The sequence below is a fragment of the Arcobacter pernae genome, from assembly GCF_049472135.1.
In the GTDB taxonomy this organism is placed as follows: Bacteria; Campylobacterota; Campylobacteria; order Campylobacterales; family Arcobacteraceae; genus Arcobacter_B.
In genome coordinates, this window is the sequence record NZ_JBMOVV010000002.1 from 26,272 (window position 1) to 42,527 (window position 16,256).

A 16,256-nucleotide genomic window follows, 5' to 3' on the forward strand; every position below is an offset into this window, starting at 1 on the left:
TTTTTTCTTTTAAATAAATGACTATTTCAAAAAACAAAATTTATAAACACTACAAAAATAATCACACATATGAAGTTTTGAACTTCTGTAAAATTCAAGAGAATGACCTTTGGGTTGAAGCAGTAATCTACAAGCCAACTGATTGTGATGAACTATTTGTTAGAACTTTAGCTGAATTCAAAGATAAATTCACTTTAGTAAAATAACTCTATATTTAAACCATCCATATTTTTATTAGTATAATCACTATTTTTAAATAGTAACCAAAATGTAACCTACAAATATTATACTTTCACCATAAATTTTTTAACGGAGAATTAAAATATGAAAAAAACACTTTTAGCTTTAGGGGCAAGTGCATTATTAGTTACTAGTTTAAGTGCTAGAGATCAAATCAAAATCGTAGGTTCATCAACAGTATATCCATTCGCTTCATCTGTTGCTGAAGAATTAGGTGCTACAACAAAATACCCAACTCCAGTAGTAGAGTCAACTGGTTCAGGTGGTGGTATGAAACTATTTTGTGCTGGTAATGGATTAAACACTCCAGATATTACAAATGCTTCAAGAAGAATGAAAGCAAAAGAGTTTACTATGTGTCAAGAAAATGGTGTAACTGATATTACTGAGGCAGTTATCGGTTATGATGGTATTGCATTCGCACAATCAAAAGCAAATGCTCCATTTAACATTTCTAAAGAGCACTTAGCATTAGCAGTTGCTAAAGAAGTACCTTCAAAAGATGGTAAATCTTTAATTGCAAACCCATACAAAAAATGGTCTGATATTGACGCTTCTTTACCAAACAGAGAAATTATTGTTTATGGACCACCAAAATCATCTGGAACAAGAGATGCATTTGAAGAGTTAGTAATGCAATCAATATTCAAAAAAATGTCTGTATATACTGACCTTTACAAAGCTGATAAAAAAGCAAACAAAAAATACAAAAAATACTCTGTTGTAAGAACTGATGGTGCTTACGTTGAGTCTGGTGAAAATGATAACTTAATCGTTCAAAAATTAAACAAGAATAAAAATGCATTTGGTGTATTTGGATTCTCTTTCTTAGTTGAAAATGATGATATGATTCAAGGTGCTACAATCAACAATGTTGCTCCAACTCCAGATACAATCTCTTCAGGAGATTACCCAGTATCTAGATCATTATTCTTCTATGTGAAAAACTCTCACTCTAAAGAAGTTCCTGCAATGAACAAATATGTTGATTTATTCATGAGTGAAAAAATGATTGGTAAAGATGGAATCTTAGGTGAAATCGGATTAATCGCTTTACCAGATGCAACTAGAAATGCAATTAGAGCATCTGTTGCAAAAAGAGCTAAATTAACTTTAGACGACTTAAAGAAAAAACACTAATTAATTAGACAAACTTTCCCACCTTTCTATAAAGAGGAGATAGCTTCCCCTCCTCTTTATAACCTTACTCATAGGCTTTTATCTGTTTCACGCGAACGAAGAGATAAAAGCCTATAAGTAAGGTTATAGCTCTCTTTGGATTAATAAATGACAAAAAAATGGAATACTATTTTAAGAAGGCTTGACTATGCCTTCCAGCCAATTGTACATGCTCATACAGGTAAACTTTTTGCAGTTGAAGCACTACTTAGAAATGTAAATGACACAGAATATATAAACTCTATTCAAGAACTATTTGATTTAGCTTTTCAAGAAGACATTATCTATGAAATAGATTTAATGTTAAGAGAAAAAGCAATAAAAAAGTTTTCAACAATTGAAGTAGAAAATATAAGACTGTTTTACAACTTAGATAACAGAATCATATATAATAAATCATATAGATCGGGTAATACTTCAAAAATACTTGAAAAATACAATCTAACAAAAAGCACAATCTGTTTTGAACTAAGTGAAAAAGGTACCACTATTGAACAAGGTGCTTTATCAAGCATGCTTCAAACATATAAACAAAGTGGTTATCAACTAGCCATTGATGATTTTGGTATTGGAGTATCAGGTCTTAAACTTTTATATTTTTCAGAAGCTGATATCATAAAATTAGATAGATTTTTTGTAACAAATATAGATACAGATTCAAAAAAGAAACTATTTTGTAGTTCTATTGTAGAAATGGCTCATGTCATGGGTATGAAAGTTATAGCAGAGGGTGTTGAAACTAAAAATGAGTTTCTTACATGTAAAGATATGGGTGTTGATTTTATTCAAGGCTATTTGATACAAAAACCAACTGTCAATACAAAAGAGATTAAACCTGTCTATCAAAAAATACTAGATTTAATTCATAATGATAAAAGAAGTGATGATTTACATATTATTGATAAAAAGTATATTCAAAAAATCGAACCTTTAAATATAAATAGTTCATTACATGATTTATTTGTTTATTTTAAAGATAGAACTCATGATGTATTTGTACCTATTATTGATGACCACAAGAACTTACTTGGTGTAATTTATGAAGTTGATATAAAAAAGATTTCATATTCACAATATGGTTTATCTCTAGCAAAAAATAAAAATATTTCTTCTACATTAAAAAAATATATTAAAAAAGTAATATCAGTTGAATCATCTTGGGGTATTGATAAAACTCTTGATAGATTTAACCATAATGCAAAAAATTCAATGGGAATATTTATCACTAGTGCAAATAAATATAAAGGATTTATTGGGCTAAATTCCTTATTAGAATTATCCCATCAAAGAAATATTGAAATTGCATCAAACCAAAATCCTTTGACAAAACTTCCTGGAAATCAACAAATAGAAAACTTTATATATGATGCTTCACAAAATAAAGATTCAGCAATATGGCATATGCTATATTTTGACTTTAATGACTTTAAACCTTTTAATGACTACTACGGTTTTAGACAAGGTGATAGGGCTATACTGATTTTTTCAGAACTTCTTCAAAAGAAGTATACAAATGACTTTTTTATTGCTCATATTGGTGGAGATGATTTCTTTGTTGGTGCTAAAAATAAAAACTTTGAAGAACTATTTGAGCTTACAAACAATGTACTAACTGAATTTAAAGATAGTGTCAAAAATCTATATAATAACACTGACAAAAAAAATGGCTATATTATTACAAAAGATAGGTTTGAACAAAAAAGAAAATTTAACCTTCTATCAACTTCATGCGCAATAATTGAAGTCTCAAATAAAGCTAAAATTGAAAACTTTGACCACACAATTAGTATCCTAAAAAAACACTCTAAAAAGTACCAATTCCCCCTTTGCGCCTCTATTTAAACCTTGTAACCATTGTGTAACCATATTTAAATATAATCTGATTAAATTTTATACAAAAAGGCAGTTGTTTGAGCACTTTTGAATCTAAGAACAAGAAGAGAGAACTGATAGAACGGTTAATTAAATTAGCTTTAGTTACTGCTTCAGTTATCGCAATTTTAACAACATTTGGTATTCTATTTTCAATTCTTTTTGAAGCAATAGAGTTTTTCCAAATGAGAAGTTTCTGGTACTTTATTACAGGTAGTGAATGGTCTCCAGGTGTAGTAGGAAGTAAATTTGGTGCAGTACCAATTTTCGCAGGAACATTTGTAATTACAATTATTGCTTTATTAGTAGCAATTCCTATTGGATTAGGTAGTGCTGTTTATATGAGTGAATATGCAAGTCCTAGATTAAGAGATTATTTAAAACCAATTTTAGAAGTTTTAGCTGGTATTCCTACAGTTGTTTATGGTTTCTTTGCTGCAATTACTGTTGCTCCTTTTATTGTAAAAGCTGCAAATAGTGTTGGATTAGAAGCTACATTTAACTCAGCATTAGCTTCAGGAATTGTAATGGGTATTATGATTATTCCTGTTATCTCATCACTATCTGATGATGTAATTAGATCAGTTCCTGATTCTCAAAGAAAAGCTGCTTATGGTTTAGGGATGACTCATGGAGAAGTTATTAAAAATATTGTTCTTCCATCTGCAATGCCAGGTATTATCTCAGCTTCACTTCTTGGTTTATCTAAAGCCTTAGGTGAAACAATGATTGTTGTTATGGCTGCTGGTTTAAGACCAAACTTATCATGGAATCCATTAGAAGATATGACAACTGTAACAGTTACTATTGTAAATTCATTAGTTGGTGACTTTGAGTTTAATTCACCAGAAACACTATCAGCATTTGCTTTAGGTTTAATGTTATTTGTTGTTACATTAATTTTAAACATGATTTCATTGTCATTAATTAGAAAATTCAAAGAAAAGTATAAAGTGAACACATTATGATTAGAAAAAAAGATAAGAAAAAACAAGAAAACAATCCTTTTTACGACCCAACATTAAAAAGTAGACATGCAAGTGCAGGAAGATTTAAAAAGTTTACATTAACTTCATTAATCTTCTCAATAGCATTTTTAGCATTCTTCTTATTTGATATTATAGGAAAAGGTGTACCAGCTTTTAATGTTACTTACTTAAAAGTTGAAGTTAACTATAGTGAAGCAGCTGTAAAAGATTATAGAAAAGCTGTTGATAGAAAATATAGAAATGTAATTTCTAGAGCTTGGATTAGAGAACTTCCATTAATGATAAAAGAAGACCCAAGCTTATTAAATACAAAAAAGACTCAATGGGTTTTAGCAGACGATCAAGTTGACCAATATATTAAAGGTCACCATTATAGATTAAAGAAAAAAGATAGAGCTTTAATTGATGATATGAAAGCTGAAGGATTAATTGAACTTAAATTTAACTCGATTTTCTTCACAAGAGGAGATTCAAAAACTCCTGAGTATGCAGGTTTATACTCAGCTATGGTTGGTTCTGTTTTAACACTATTAATTACAATGCTTGTTGCTTTCCCTATTGGTGTAATGACAGCAATCTATTTAGAAGAGTTTGCAGAAGATAATAAGTTTACTAGATTTATTGAAGTAAATATCAATAACCTAGCAGCAATTCCATCAATCTTATTTGGTTTACTTGGACTTGCGATTTTTATTAACCTTTTTGGAATGCCAAGAAGTTCACCTTTAGTTGGTGGTTTAACACTTGCACTTATGACATTACCAATTATTATCGTAAGTTCAAGAGCAGCATTAAGAGCAGTTCCAGATAGTATTAGACAAGCTGGTTATGGATTAGGATTAACAAAAATTGAAGTAACAAGAGACCACGTTTTACCACTTGCATTCCCAGGTGTTTTAACAGGTTCAATTATTGGTTTAGCTCAAGCAATGGGTGAAACTGCTCCTTTAATTATTATTGGTATGATTGCATTTATTCCAGATGCACCAGGTATGGTTACAGAAGCAGCAACAGTTATGCCAGCACAGTTATTTACATGGGCAGGTATGCCAGAGAAAATGTATATAGAAAAAACAGCAGCAGGTATTATGGTACTACTATCAGTACTTATTTCATTAAATGCATTAGCAATTTATTTAAGAAAAAAATTCGAAGTTAAATGGTAAAAGAGGAAAAAATGTCAAAAGATAACAAAGTAAAAATTAAAGTAGATGAGTTAAACCTTTGGTATGGAGATAACCATGCCTTACATAATATTACTGCTGATTTATATGAAAATAAAATCACGGCATTAATTGGACCTTCTGGATGTGGTAAATCTACATTCTTAAGATGTTTAAATAGAATGAATGACCTAATTAACATCGTAAAAATTGATGGTGAAGTTGTTATTGATAAAAAGAATATCTATGACAAAGACGTTGATGAAGTAAGTGTAAGAAAAAAAATTGGTATGGTATTTCAACAACCAAATCCATTCCCTAAATCTATTTATGACAATGTTGCTTATGCACCATTAAAACATGGTATCGTAAGAAAAGGTAAAGAGTGTGATGAATTAGTTGAAACATCACTTAGAAAATCTGGACTTTGGGATGAAGTAAAAGATAAATTAAATGACCCAGGAACTTCTTTATCTGGTGGACAACAACAAAGATTATGTATTGCAAGAACTATTGCTGTTAAACCTGAAGTTATTTTAATGGATGAACCAACATCAGCTCTTGACCCTATTTCAACTGAAAAAATTGAAGCATTAATGTTAGAGCTTAAAAAAGATTATACAATTATTACTGTTACACATAATATGCAACAAGCAGCAAGAGTTGCTGATTATACTGCATTCTTCCACTTAGGGAAACTTATTGAGTATGATGAAACAGAAACTATTTTTGTTAATCCTAACAATAAAAAAACAGAAGATTATATTACAGGAAGGTTTGGATAATGTTAAAAACTTATGAAGAGAAAAAATCTAAAATCCAAGATGAAATTTTAGATATTGGTAATGGTGTTATAGAAGCTTTAGAATTAACACTTGTTGCGTTAAAAAATGATGATTTATCAAAACTAAAAGACATTGATTTATCAGTTAAAAAGATTTCAAATAAATCAAATGAGATTGATAACTTAATCGTTACAACTTTAGCATTATACTCACCAGAGGCAAAAGACTTAAGAGAGTTAGTTTCGTATTTAAAAATAACTAATGAATTAGTAAGAGCTGGTGCTAATGCAAAAGCTTTTGCTAAAATTTTTAGAAAATCTTTTACAGAAGATTTAAATACTAAAACAATTTTAGAGTATGCTATTCCTTTACAAAAAGCTACGATTCTTGCACTTCAAACATCTATGAGTATGTTAAAAGAATCAACTTCTAATCATGTTGAAGAGAAGTATCAAAGAGTTATTGTAGAAGAGAGTAAAACAGATGATTTATATGCAATGATTGAAAAAAACATCTTAAAACTTATTTCTAAAAACTTAGAATTATCAAAAGAGTATTTTGAAGTTTTAAGTGCTTTAAGAAAACTAGAAAAAACTGCTGATAGAGCTGCGTCTATTGGTAATTTACTTCTTTTTGCTGAAAAGGGAGGAGATATAGAGCAATCTTAAAGATTGTTCTTATTTCATGAAAAAAGCAATTTTGAAAATTAAAGCGTACTTTCGTTCAAACTTTGAAGTACTTGCTGCGATAATTATTTTTGTAGCTATATTTGCTACTGGCTTAGAGTTTTACAAAGCTATAATCTTAATGCTTGAATTCATTGTTGTAATGGAAGTAGTTAAGATGATTTCTGACTTTGTAAAAAAACAGAAACTGCGACTTAGATTTGTTATTGATATTTTTATCATTTTTTTAATTCGTGATGTTATAATACTATCTACAAATGTCAACAAAGACTATTTTGACATAAGCTTTTTACTTGCTGTAATTTTTGTATTCTTCATATTTAGAATTTTAGCAATAAAATTCTCTCCTGGAATAAATAAAAACGATAAGTAAAGCCTATCTAATTTAAAAAGAGATACCCACAATGGAAGATAAAGTAATTTTAATAGTAGAAGATGAAGAAGATATACTAGAACTTTTAGAGTATACACTGCAAAAAGAAGGTTTTGAAACAATTGGTTTTTTAAATGTTGATAAAAATCTTGAGAAAATCTTTGAAGAAGAAAAAATAGATTTAATTTTAATGGATAGAAACCTTCCTGGTTGTGAAGGAACTACATTTATTGATGATATAAGAAAAAAAGGTTACAACAATCCTGTAATTTATGTAACAGCAAAAGATAAAGATGAAGATATTCTTGAAGGTTTTGAATCACATGCTGATGATTATATTACTAAACCTTTTAATGTAAAAGAATTGGTTGCTAGAATCAAAGCTGTAATAAAAAGATCTACTAAAGATGTAGATGTTTTAAAAATCAGAGATATTGTATATAAAGCTTCTAATAAAAAGTTTTTTATTGATGAACAAGAGTTAGAACTTACTCATTTAGAGCATGATTTACTTTTAGAGTTTATGAAAAATAAAGACATACTAATGACAAGAGAACATCTTTTAAATTCAGTATGGGAAGATTCATTAGATAAAAAAATGAAAACAGTTAATGTTGCTGTAAAAAGACTAAAAGCTAAGATTGATCCAGATGGAGAAAAAAACTACATCAAATCAATTAGAGGGGAAGGTTACATTTTTTGCTAAAGATACATCAACTTTTTCTTCGAACTTTTATTTTAATATTTGTTGCCATACTAATTAGTTTAAGTATTGTTACTTACTTTTGGTCAAAAAATATATATTTAGACCAAATTGAAAAAAACCTAATCCAAAATATTGATACTTTATCAATTGTATTAAATGATTTAAGTGATGTTGATAATATTATCAAAGACCTACACTCTCAAATTGAACTTAGAATTACAATAGTTGATGAAAGAGGTAATGTAATAGCAGAGAGTGATAAAAACAAAATTCTTCTTGAAAATCATGCAAATAGAGAAGAGATTCTTGAGGCAAAAGATTTTGGTATAGGTAAAAGTATAAGATACTCCACAACTATGCATAAAGAATTACTTTATATTGCAAAAAAAATTACAATAGACAAAAAAATATATTTTATTAGAATGTCTGATTATACAGATAATATTACAGACAACTTTATGAAATTAGCAATTCAAATTTTTGCTTTCATTACGTTTTTTATAGTAGTAGCTTTTTTAGCTTCTTATTTTATTAGTTTAAAAATAAAAGATGAAACAGAATCAATTCTGAATTTCTTAACCCAATTAACTTCAAAGAAGGCAACACCAGAACTTGAATCAAACTTTACACTAGAATTTCATAAGATTACAAAAATACTAAATAAAGTTGCAATAAAATTAAGAAAAAAAGAGAAACAAAAAGCTAAACAAAATGCAAAGTTAAAACTTGCAAATAGACAAAAAGATGAGATTATCTCTGCTCTTTCACATGAGTTTAAAAATCCTATTGCAATTATTTCTGGATATACCGAAACTATTTTAAATGATAAAGAAATGCCAGAAAGCATAAAAGAGAAGTTTTTAAAAAAAATACATTCAAACTCTCTTAAAATGTCAAATATTATTGATAAGTTAAGACTTACTTTAAAACTTGAAGAAGGTAAACAAGAGATTATTTTGATACCCACATCAATGAAATCTCTAATAGAAGAGATTATTTCTGATTTAAAAGATAATTATAAAAACAGAGAAATTGAACTAATAGGTGAAGATGTAGAGTTAAAAGTTGATTCAACTCTTATTAGTATGGCAATCTCAAATTTAATTGAAAATGCTTTAAAGTACTCAGAAGATGTTGTTACTGTTGAAATTACACAACATAGTATAAAAATCATTGATAGAGGTATAGGTATTGAAGAAATTGATTTAGAAAGGATTAAACAAAAGTTTTACAGAGTATCAAAAAATGGTTGGAATAACTCATTAGGACTTGGTTTATTTATTGTTCAATCTATCTTAAATCTGCACTCTTTTGAGCTAGAAATAGACTCAATTCACAATAAAGGTTCTGAATTTTCAATAAAATTTTAAATTTTACTTAATTTAAGTTATAATTAAGTATAACTACACTACTATTCCACCTCATTAATAAAAGCGGAGAAAATAAATGAAATTTACTCAAATGGCAAAAGCTAACGAAATCGAAAGAGATTGGATAGTAGTAGACGCAGAAGGTAAGGTTTTCGGTAGAATCATTACTGAAGTTGCAACTATCTTAAGAGGTAAAAACAAACCTTTATTTACACCACACGTTGACTGTGGAGATTACGTTGTAATCATTAATGCATCTAAAGCAAAATTTACAGGTGCTAAATTAGAAGATAAAAACTACTTTACTCACTCAGGATACTTTGGTTCGACTAAAACTCACAAAATGTCTGACATGTTAAATAACAACCCAGAGAAGCTATACAAATTAGCTACAAGAGGTATGTTACCAAAAACAAAACTTGGTAAAGAAATGTTAAAAAAATTAAAAGTATACGCAGGTTCAGAACACCCTCACACTGCGCAAATTAAAGGATAAGACTAATGGCAAAAGTTTACGCAACAGGAAGAAGAAAAACAGCTGTAGCTAAAGTATGGCTAGAGAACGGTAACGGTCAACTTACTATCAACGGTCAATCTTTAGACGCATGGTTAGGTGGACACGAAGCAACTAAAAAAAGAGTTATGCAACCATTAGAAGTATCTAAACAAGAAACTTCTGTAAACATCGTTGTTAAAACTTTAGGTGGTGGTTACTCTGCACAAGCTGATGCTATTAGACACGGAATCTCAAGAGCTTTAGTTGCTTATGATGAGCAATTCAGAACTATCTTAAAGCCTTACGGATTATTAACAAGAGATGCAAGAGCAGTAGAAAGAAAGAAATACGGAAGAAGAAAAGCAAGAAAAAGCGGTCAATTCTCAAAAAGATAATCGATATTTTATCTTTATATACTTTGTTTTTACAAAATACAAAAGGAAGCAAGAAATTGCTTCCTTTTTTTTTATCACAATTTAAATACAATATCGTATGAAAAAATTTAACTTACTATTCAAAACCATTATTACAAGTTTTATATTCATAAGCTTCGTATATTCTAGTACACTAAATATGTCAATTAGTTCAAGTCCAAGTAGACTTAACCCTATTTTATCAAATGATAGTGCTAGTTCTCAAGTATCAGGATGGCTTTTTAATGGATTATTTAAATATGACAAAGATGGTAATCCTACTGTTGATTTAGCTAAATCATATAAATTTGAAACACCAACAAAACTAATTATAAAACTAAGAGAAAATGTTCTTTGGCATGATAAAGAAAAATTCACTTCAAAAGATGTAATCTTTACTTATGAGCAGATTATCTCTCCAAAAGTTTTCACTTCAATTAAATCAAATTTTAAACTTGTTGATAGTGTAAAAGCTTTAGATAAATACACAATAGAAGTTATTTATAAAAAACCATATTTTAAAGCATTAGAAACATGGATGGTTGGAGTTCTACCATATCATTTACTAAAAGATGAAAAAGATTTAATGACTAGCAATTTTAATAAAAAGCCAATTGGTACTGGTCCATATAAAATAGATAGCTTTAAAACAGGTTCTGATATAAAACTATATGCAAATGATGATTATTTTGAAGGAAGACCAAAAATTGATGAAATCTCTTTTAAATTTTTACCTGATACAAATACTTCATTTCTGTTCTTAAAACAAAAAAAATTAGATATCGCAGGACTTACTCCTATTCAAGTTGATAGACAAATAAATGATGACTTTAAAAACAATTTCAAAATTATTGAGAGTCAAAGTTTTTCATACTCATATTTAGGGTTTAATTTAAATCATGAAAAGTTTAAAAACAAAAAAATAAGAGAAGCTATATCTTTAGCTATTGATAAACAAGAGTTAGTAGATATTCTTTTCTTTGGACACGGACAAGTTTGTAATGGACCTTTTCTACCAGGTAGTTTTGCATATAATAATGAAGTTAAAAGTACTACAAATATAAATAAATCAATTGAGATTTTAAAGTCACTTGGTTTTAATAAAAAAAATCCCTTTACTTTTGAAGTAATTACAAATACTGGAAATGATATTAGGATAAATGCAGCTCAAATTCTTCAATACCAACTTGCAAAAGCTGGTATAAAAATGAAGATTAGAGTTATGGAGTGGCAAGCTTTTTTAAATACAGTTGTACATCCAAGAAATTTTGAAGCAGTTTTACTTGGTTGGAGTTTAGCTTTAATGCCTGATGCTTACCCTCTTTGGCATAGTGATTCTACAAAGATAGGAAGATTTAATCTTGTAGGATATAAAAATAAAGAAGTAGACAGTTTAATAGAGCAAGGCTCAATAACTGTAAATAGGGAAGAGTTAGGTAAAATCTATAGAAAAATATTTAAAATTATTGCCAATGATTTGCCTTATATTTTCTTATATATACCAAACTCGATTACTGTTGTAAATAAAGATATTAAAAATGTAGAACCAGCTTTTATTGGTATTACACATAACCAAAAAGATTGGATAAAGGAATAAATATAAATGAATAAAGATACTATCATACTATTTGATTTAGATGGGACATTAATAGATTCAACAGATGCAATTATTGGATGTTTTTATCACTCATTTGAAGAATTAGAATTTGATTTTAAAGGAACAACACAAGATATTAAAGATCTTATTGGTTATCCATTAGATGTAATGTATGTGAACCTTGGTGTACAAGATGATAAAAAATGGGATTTTGTTGATTCTTATAAAAATAAATATAGAGAAATTTCAAAAGAACAAACTTATCTTTTAGAAAATGCTATTGAAGCGGTACAATATGCTGCTTCTTATGCAAGGGTTTCAGTTGTAACAACAAAGACAAGAATGTACACTATTCCATTATTAGAGAACTTAAATATCAATCATCATTTTGAAATAGTAACAGGAAGAGAAAATGTTGAGAATCCAAAACCACATCCTGAGCCTATTAATATTACATTGGAACAGATGAACTATGATAAAAATAGCCATGATGTTTGGATGATTGGAGATACAAAACTTGATTTAATAGCAGCAAATGAAGCAAATATTAAAAGTGTTGGTGTTTTATGTGGATATGGAAAGAAAGAAGAACTCTCTTTATATACAAACTATATACAATCTAATGCTTTTGAAGCTGTAAAATTTATAAAAGAGCAAAAAAATTAATTTTTTTTGCTCAAAAACTACTAATTCTTAAAGAAACCAAACTTATTTTTAACTTAATTTTTTAAACTAATACACTATTTCTACATAAATTTAAGATATAATTCCTATAATTTAGATACGAAATAATAATATTTGCCAACTTATTGTAAAAGACCATAAAATAAGACCTTTAATATTTTATAACTTTTAAAATAACATTTAATTTATTATTTTTAAGTTCTAATTATTAGTAAAATACTAGTGTTTAAAAAATTTAAAAGTGTTTAGATAAGTTACATATTAGCCTTATTCAAACTTAATGAAAGTACATTCTAAGTTAAAAGTATGTATAATACAAAAGACTAATTAAATTTTTTAAGTCAAATTTAATATTTAAGGAGCCACTATGTTAGAAATTAGATGGCATAGCCGAGCAGGTCAAGGTGCTGTTACTGGAGCAAAAGGACTTGGTTCGATTGTTGCACAATCTGGAAAAGAAGTACAAGCTTTTGCCTTTTATGGTTCAGCAAAAAGAGGTGCGTCTATGACTGCCTACAATAGAATTGATGATAAAGTTATTTTAAATCACGAAAAATTTATGAGTCCTGACTATGTATTTATTTTAGATCCAGGATTAGCATTTACTGATGACATTACTGCTAATGGTAAAGATACAACAAAATATATTATTACTACACACCTTAGCAAACAAGAGTTAATTGATTCAGTTCCTGAATTACAAGGAATTGAAGATAGAGTATACATTTTAGACTGTCTACAAATTGCAAGAGATACAATTGGTAGAGCTATTCCAAATACACCAATGTTAGGTGCATTTATGAAAGTTAGCGGAATGTATGAATTAGAGTTCTTTAAAGAAGCAATGAAAGGGGTATTAAAAAAATTACCTCAAAATATTATTGATGCTAATATGATTGCAATCCAAAGAGCTTACGACGAAGTTCACTAAAGGATAAGATATGAGTAAACCAATTAATGAAATGGGATGGGATGAGCTAGTACCAGGTGCTGCTTTATATACATTCGAAGGTGATGTTGATTACAACATTGCTGATATTCAACCAGAAGAAAGAAACTATTCTGAAACAAGTTCAAAAAGCATGTCAGTAGGTGACTGGAGAGTTATTAAGCCAGTATGGAATTCTGAAACATGTATTGACTGTCAAAACTGTTGGGTATTCTGTCCGGATACTTCAATCATCGCTAGAAATAAAGAGATGAAAGGTGTTGATTACGAACACTGTAAGGGATGTGGTTTATGTGTAAGTGTATGTCCTACAAATCCAAAATCTTTATTAATGTTCAACGAATATGAAACAGTTGAAGATGCACTTGCTAAATGGCCAGAGAAGAAAAAAAGAGGTGAAAAGTAATGAATAGTAGAATTATGGAATTAAACGAGGTAGAAGTTTGGGATGGAAACATGGCAAACTCTCAAGCTTTAAGACAAGCTGACGTTGATGTAGTTGCTGCTTATCCTATTACTCCTTCAACTGCAACAGTAGAAAACTATGCAATGTTCCACGCGAACGGATACATTGATGGTGAAGTTATTATGACTGAGTCTGAGCATGCTGCAATGTCAGGATGTATCGGTGCTGGTGCTGCTGGTGGTAGAGTTGCGACTGCAACATCTTCTCAAGGTTTAGCACTTATGATTGAAACTTTATACCAAGCATCAGGTATGAGAATTCCAGTTGTATTATGTCTTGTAAATAGAGCTTTAGCTGCACCTCTTAACGTAAATGGAGACCACTCTGATTTATATTTAACAAGAGATTGTGGATGGGTATCAATTGACGCATTTAACCCACAACAAGCTTACGATATGACTTTAATGTCATTTAAAATTTCTGAGCATCCAGCTGTTAGGTTACCAGTAATTTCTAACCAAGATGGATTCATGACTTCACATACGGCACAAAATGTGACTCCTTTAAAAGATGAAGTAGCTGCGAAATTCGTAGGTGAGTATACTAAAGTTAATGCATTATTAGACTTTGATAAACCTGTAACACATGGTGTACAAACTGAGCAAGATTGGCACTTTGAGCACAAAGCTAAACAACATGCTGCATTAATGGCATCAAAAGATGTTGTTGAAGAAATTTTTGCAGAATTCAAAGAATTAACTGGAAGAGAATACAAATTAGTTGAATCTTATGGTATGGAAGATGCAGAAGTAGCAATCGTATGTTTAGGTTCAACATATGAAACTGCAATGATTGCAATTGATCAATTAAGAGAAGAAGGTATTAAAGCTGGTGTTGTTGCACCTAGATTATTTAGACCTTTCCCACTAGAAGAAGTAGCTGCAAAATTACAAAATGTAAAAGCAGTAGCTTGTATGGATAGATCAGCTCCTGGTGGAACTGTTGGTGCATTATACAATGAAATATCTGGTGCATTATTCAACACACCTGCAAGACCATTATTATCTAACTTAATCTACGGATTAGGTGGTAGAGATATGACTGTTGCAGGATTAAAAGATATCTTTAGAACATTAGATAAAGAAGCAAAAGACGGTAAATTATCAGGTAACATCCAAAGATTAATTGGTGTTAGAGGTCCTGAATTAAGCTTCTACAATGTGGAAGGAAAATAAATATGAGTACACAAAAAGTAATTAAAAACTTAAAAACGTTTTCAACAGCAGCAGAGAGATTTGAAGGTTCACACCTTCTATGTCCTGGTTGTGCTCACTCTATTATCGTAAGAGAAGTTTTAAATGCAACTAATGACAACTTAGTTGTATCTGCTTCAACTGGATGTTTAGAAGTTTGTACAGCAATTTACCCTCATACTTCATGGGACTGTTCATGGATTCATATCGGTTTTGAAAACTCTTCAACTGCAATGGCAGGTGTTGAGACTATGAACAAAGCATTAAGAAACAAAGGTAGAATTTCTGCTGATGAGCCACAACCAAAGTTTGTAACATTTGGTGGAGATGGTTCTACTTATGATATTGGTTTCCAATGGATTTCAGGATGTTTTGAAAGAGGACATGACTTCATGTACGTTTGTTTAGATAACGAAGTATATGCTAATACAGGTGGGCAAAGATCTTCTTCAACTCCTATTGGTTCTTCTACTACAACAGCTCCTGCTGGTTCTCACTCTTATGGTGAGAAAAGACAGAAGAAAGATATCGTATCTATTATGGCAGCTCACGGTGCTCCTTATGTTGCACAAGTTGCTCCAAATAAATGGAAAGATATGGTTAAGAAAATCCAAAGAGGATTTGATACAGAAGGTCCTGTATTTATCAATGCAATGTCTGCTTGTACAACTGAGTGGAAATTCGCACCAAACCAAACTATTGAAGTTTCTGATTTAGCAGTTGATTCATTAGTTTTCCCATTATATGAAATCATTGATGGAAGAGAATTAAACATCACTTATAGACCTAAAAATGTAATTCCAGTAAGAGATTATTTAGGTGCACAACCAAGATTTAAACACTTATTCAAACCTGAAAATGAATACTTAATTGAAGAGTGGCAAAAAAGAATTGATGAGAGATGGGCATTCTTACAAAAAAGAGAAGAAATTAGAATGTAATTTCTCGCTTGCTCTAGAAAGGCTCCTTTTTTCTAGGGCAGCATAATATAAATATTATTACAATATTGACTTAATACTAACATAAACGATATAAACCTACAAATCCATTTTTCGCTTCCTTCTTTGGATTTGAGGTTTATATAATAAATCTTTA

The 16,256-nt window shown here is 29.6% G+C and carries 18 protein-coding genes; all 18 read left to right on the forward strand.

Features of this window, described 5'->3' with window-relative positions; all coding sequences use genetic code 11:
• Nucleotides 1-17: 17 nt before the first annotated feature.
• The 18 genes from ACH5BF_RS02650 to ACH5BF_RS02735 all read left to right on the forward strand — a co-directional run bounded on the left by ACH5BF_RS02650 (nt 18) and on the right by ACH5BF_RS02735 (nt 16,102).
• Nucleotides 18-206, forward strand: coding sequence for a DUF1653 domain-containing protein (locus ACH5BF_RS02650; RefSeq protein WP_423272481.1), 189 nt, complete (start codon nt 18-20; stop codon nt 204-206).
• A 118-nt stretch (nt 207-324) separates the two neighbouring features.
• Entirely contained in the window at nt 325-1,380 is a 1,056-nt protein-coding gene (locus tag ACH5BF_RS02655) for a PstS family phosphate ABC transporter substrate-binding protein (protein ID WP_423272482.1), read from the forward strand.
• A 147-nt stretch (nt 1,381-1,527) separates the two neighbouring features.
• A complete protein-coding gene (locus ACH5BF_RS02660; RefSeq protein WP_423272484.1) occupies nt 1,528-3,261 on the forward strand; it encodes an EAL domain-containing protein in 1,734 nt (577 codons plus the stop codon).
• Between the two features lie 68 nt (nt 3,262-3,329).
• Nucleotides 3,330-4,259: a phosphate ABC transporter permease subunit PstC gene (pstC, locus tag ACH5BF_RS02665; RefSeq protein WP_423272485.1), complete on the forward strand. Its 930-nt coding sequence runs from the start codon at nt 3,330-3,332 to the stop codon at nt 4,257-4,259.
• The gene (gene pstA, locus ACH5BF_RS02670; protein ID WP_423272486.1) at nt 4,256-5,446 is read left to right on the forward strand and encodes a phosphate ABC transporter permease PstA; all 1,191 of its coding nucleotides are present in this window, start codon (nt 4,256-4,258) and stop codon (nt 5,444-5,446) included. Before pstC ends, pstA begins: the two co-directional genes overlap by 4 nt.
• A gap of 11 nt (nt 5,447-5,457) precedes the next feature.
• Nucleotides 5,458-6,228 carry a phosphate ABC transporter ATP-binding protein PstB gene (gene pstB, locus ACH5BF_RS02675; protein WP_423272488.1) on the forward strand — a complete coding sequence of 257 codons (771 nt, stop codon included), beginning with the start codon at nt 5,458-5,460 and terminating at the stop codon, nt 6,226-6,228.
• Nucleotides 6,228-6,896 carry a phosphate signaling complex PhoU family protein gene (locus ACH5BF_RS02680; RefSeq protein ID WP_423272489.1) on the forward strand — a complete coding sequence of 223 codons (669 nt, stop codon included), beginning with the start codon at nt 6,228-6,230 and terminating at the stop codon, nt 6,894-6,896. Before pstB ends, ACH5BF_RS02680 begins: the two co-directional genes overlap by 1 nt.
• 16 nt (nt 6,897-6,912) lie before the next feature.
• The gene (locus ACH5BF_RS02685; protein ID WP_423272490.1) at nt 6,913-7,287 is read left to right on the forward strand and encodes a phosphate-starvation-inducible PsiE family protein; all 375 of its coding nucleotides are present in this window, start codon (nt 6,913-6,915) and stop codon (nt 7,285-7,287) included.
• 31 nt (nt 7,288-7,318) lie between these two features.
• Nucleotides 7,319-7,993: a response regulator transcription factor gene (locus ACH5BF_RS02690; protein WP_423272491.1), complete on the forward strand. Its 675-nt coding sequence runs from the start codon at nt 7,319-7,321 to the stop codon at nt 7,991-7,993.
• Nucleotides 7,987-9,363: a sensor histidine kinase gene (locus ACH5BF_RS02695; RefSeq protein ID WP_423272492.1), complete on the forward strand. Its 1,377-nt coding sequence runs from the start codon at nt 7,987-7,989 to the stop codon at nt 9,361-9,363. The genes ACH5BF_RS02690 and ACH5BF_RS02695 overlap by 7 nt, the downstream gene beginning before the upstream one ends.
• Nucleotides 9,364-9,439: 76 nt before the next feature.
• Nucleotides 9,440-9,859, forward strand: a complete 420-nt coding sequence (gene rplM / locus ACH5BF_RS02700) for a 50S ribosomal protein L13 (RefSeq protein ID WP_423272494.1) — start codon at nt 9,440-9,442, stop codon at nt 9,857-9,859.
• 5 nt (nt 9,860-9,864) lie between these two features.
• Nucleotides 9,865-10,254 (forward strand): 30S ribosomal protein S9, encoded by a 390-nt coding sequence (rpsI, locus tag ACH5BF_RS02705; protein WP_423272495.1) that lies wholly within the window; start codon nt 9,865-9,867, stop codon nt 10,252-10,254.
• Between the two features lie 178 nt (nt 10,255-10,432).
• Complete coding sequence (locus tag ACH5BF_RS02710) at nt 10,433-11,869, forward strand: peptide-binding protein (RefSeq protein ID WP_423272496.1); 1,437 nt, start codon at nt 10,433-10,435, stop codon at nt 11,867-11,869.
• Nucleotides 11,870-11,875: 6 nt separating this feature from the next.
• Entirely contained in the window at nt 11,876-12,535 is a 660-nt protein-coding gene (locus ACH5BF_RS02715; protein ID WP_423272497.1) for an HAD family hydrolase, read from the forward strand.
• A gap of 385 nt (nt 12,536-12,920) precedes the next feature.
• Nucleotides 12,921-13,484, forward strand: coding sequence for a pyruvate flavodoxin oxidoreductase subunit gamma (locus ACH5BF_RS02720; RefSeq protein ID WP_423272499.1), 564 nt, complete (start codon nt 12,921-12,923; stop codon nt 13,482-13,484).
• Nucleotides 13,485-13,494: 10 nt separating this feature from the next.
• The gene (locus ACH5BF_RS02725; RefSeq protein WP_423272500.1) at nt 13,495-13,908 is read left to right on the forward strand and encodes a 4Fe-4S dicluster-binding protein; all 414 of its coding nucleotides are present in this window, start codon (nt 13,495-13,497) and stop codon (nt 13,906-13,908) included.
• A complete protein-coding gene (locus ACH5BF_RS02730) occupies nt 13,908-15,143 on the forward strand; it encodes a 2-oxoacid:ferredoxin oxidoreductase subunit alpha (protein ID WP_423272501.1) in 1,236 nt (411 codons plus the stop codon). Before ACH5BF_RS02725 ends, ACH5BF_RS02730 begins: the two co-directional genes overlap by 1 nt.
• 2 nt (nt 15,144-15,145) lie before the next feature.
• Nucleotides 15,146-16,102, forward strand: coding sequence for a thiamine pyrophosphate-dependent enzyme (locus tag ACH5BF_RS02735; protein WP_423272502.1), 957 nt, complete (start codon nt 15,146-15,148; stop codon nt 16,100-16,102).
• The last annotated feature ends 154 nt before the right edge of the window (nt 16,103-16,256 follow it).

Bases quoted from the DNA above. Each gene is read 5' to 3' on its own strand.
- ACH5BF_RS02685 (WP_423272490.1), top strand. From the start codon at position 6,913: ATGAAAAAAGCAATTTTGAAAATTAAAGCGTACTTTCGTTCAAACTTT.
- rplM (WP_423272494.1), top strand. From the start codon at position 9,440: ATGAAATTTACTCAAATGGCAAAAGCTAACGAAATCGAAAGAGATTGG.
- ACH5BF_RS02660 (WP_423272484.1), top strand. From the start codon at position 1,528: ATGACAAAAAAATGGAATACTATTTTAAGAAGGCTTGACTATGCCTTC.
- pstA (WP_423272486.1), top strand. From the start codon at position 4,256: ATGATTAGAAAAAAAGATAAGAAAAAACAAGAAAACAATCCTTTTTAC.
- ACH5BF_RS02720 (WP_423272499.1), top strand. From the start codon at position 12,921: ATGTTAGAAATTAGATGGCATAGCCGAGCAGGTCAAGGTGCTGTTACT.
- pstB (WP_423272488.1), top strand. From the start codon at position 5,458: ATGTCAAAAGATAACAAAGTAAAAATTAAAGTAGATGAGTTAAACCTT.
- ACH5BF_RS02725 (WP_423272500.1), top strand. From the start codon at position 13,495: ATGAGTAAACCAATTAATGAAATGGGATGGGATGAGCTAGTACCAGGT.
- ACH5BF_RS02715 (WP_423272497.1), top strand. From the start codon at position 11,876: ATGAATAAAGATACTATCATACTATTTGATTTAGATGGGACATTAATA.
- ACH5BF_RS02730 (WP_423272501.1), top strand. From the start codon at position 13,908: ATGAATAGTAGAATTATGGAATTAAACGAGGTAGAAGTTTGGGATGGA.
- ACH5BF_RS02735 (WP_423272502.1), top strand. From the start codon at position 15,146: ATGAGTACACAAAAAGTAATTAAAAACTTAAAAACGTTTTCAACAGCA.
- ACH5BF_RS02650 (WP_423272481.1), top strand. From the start codon at position 18: ATGACTATTTCAAAAAACAAAATTTATAAACACTACAAAAATAATCAC.
- ACH5BF_RS02680 (WP_423272489.1), top strand. From the start codon at position 6,228: ATGTTAAAAACTTATGAAGAGAAAAAATCTAAAATCCAAGATGAAATT.
- ACH5BF_RS02690 (WP_423272491.1), top strand. From the start codon at position 7,319: ATGGAAGATAAAGTAATTTTAATAGTAGAAGATGAAGAAGATATACTA.
- rpsI (WP_423272495.1), top strand. From the start codon at position 9,865: ATGGCAAAAGTTTACGCAACAGGAAGAAGAAAAACAGCTGTAGCTAAA.
- ACH5BF_RS02655 (WP_423272482.1), top strand. From the start codon at position 325: ATGAAAAAAACACTTTTAGCTTTAGGGGCAAGTGCATTATTAGTTACT.
- ACH5BF_RS02710 (WP_423272496.1), top strand. From the start codon at position 10,433: ATGTCAATTAGTTCAAGTCCAAGTAGACTTAACCCTATTTTATCAAAT.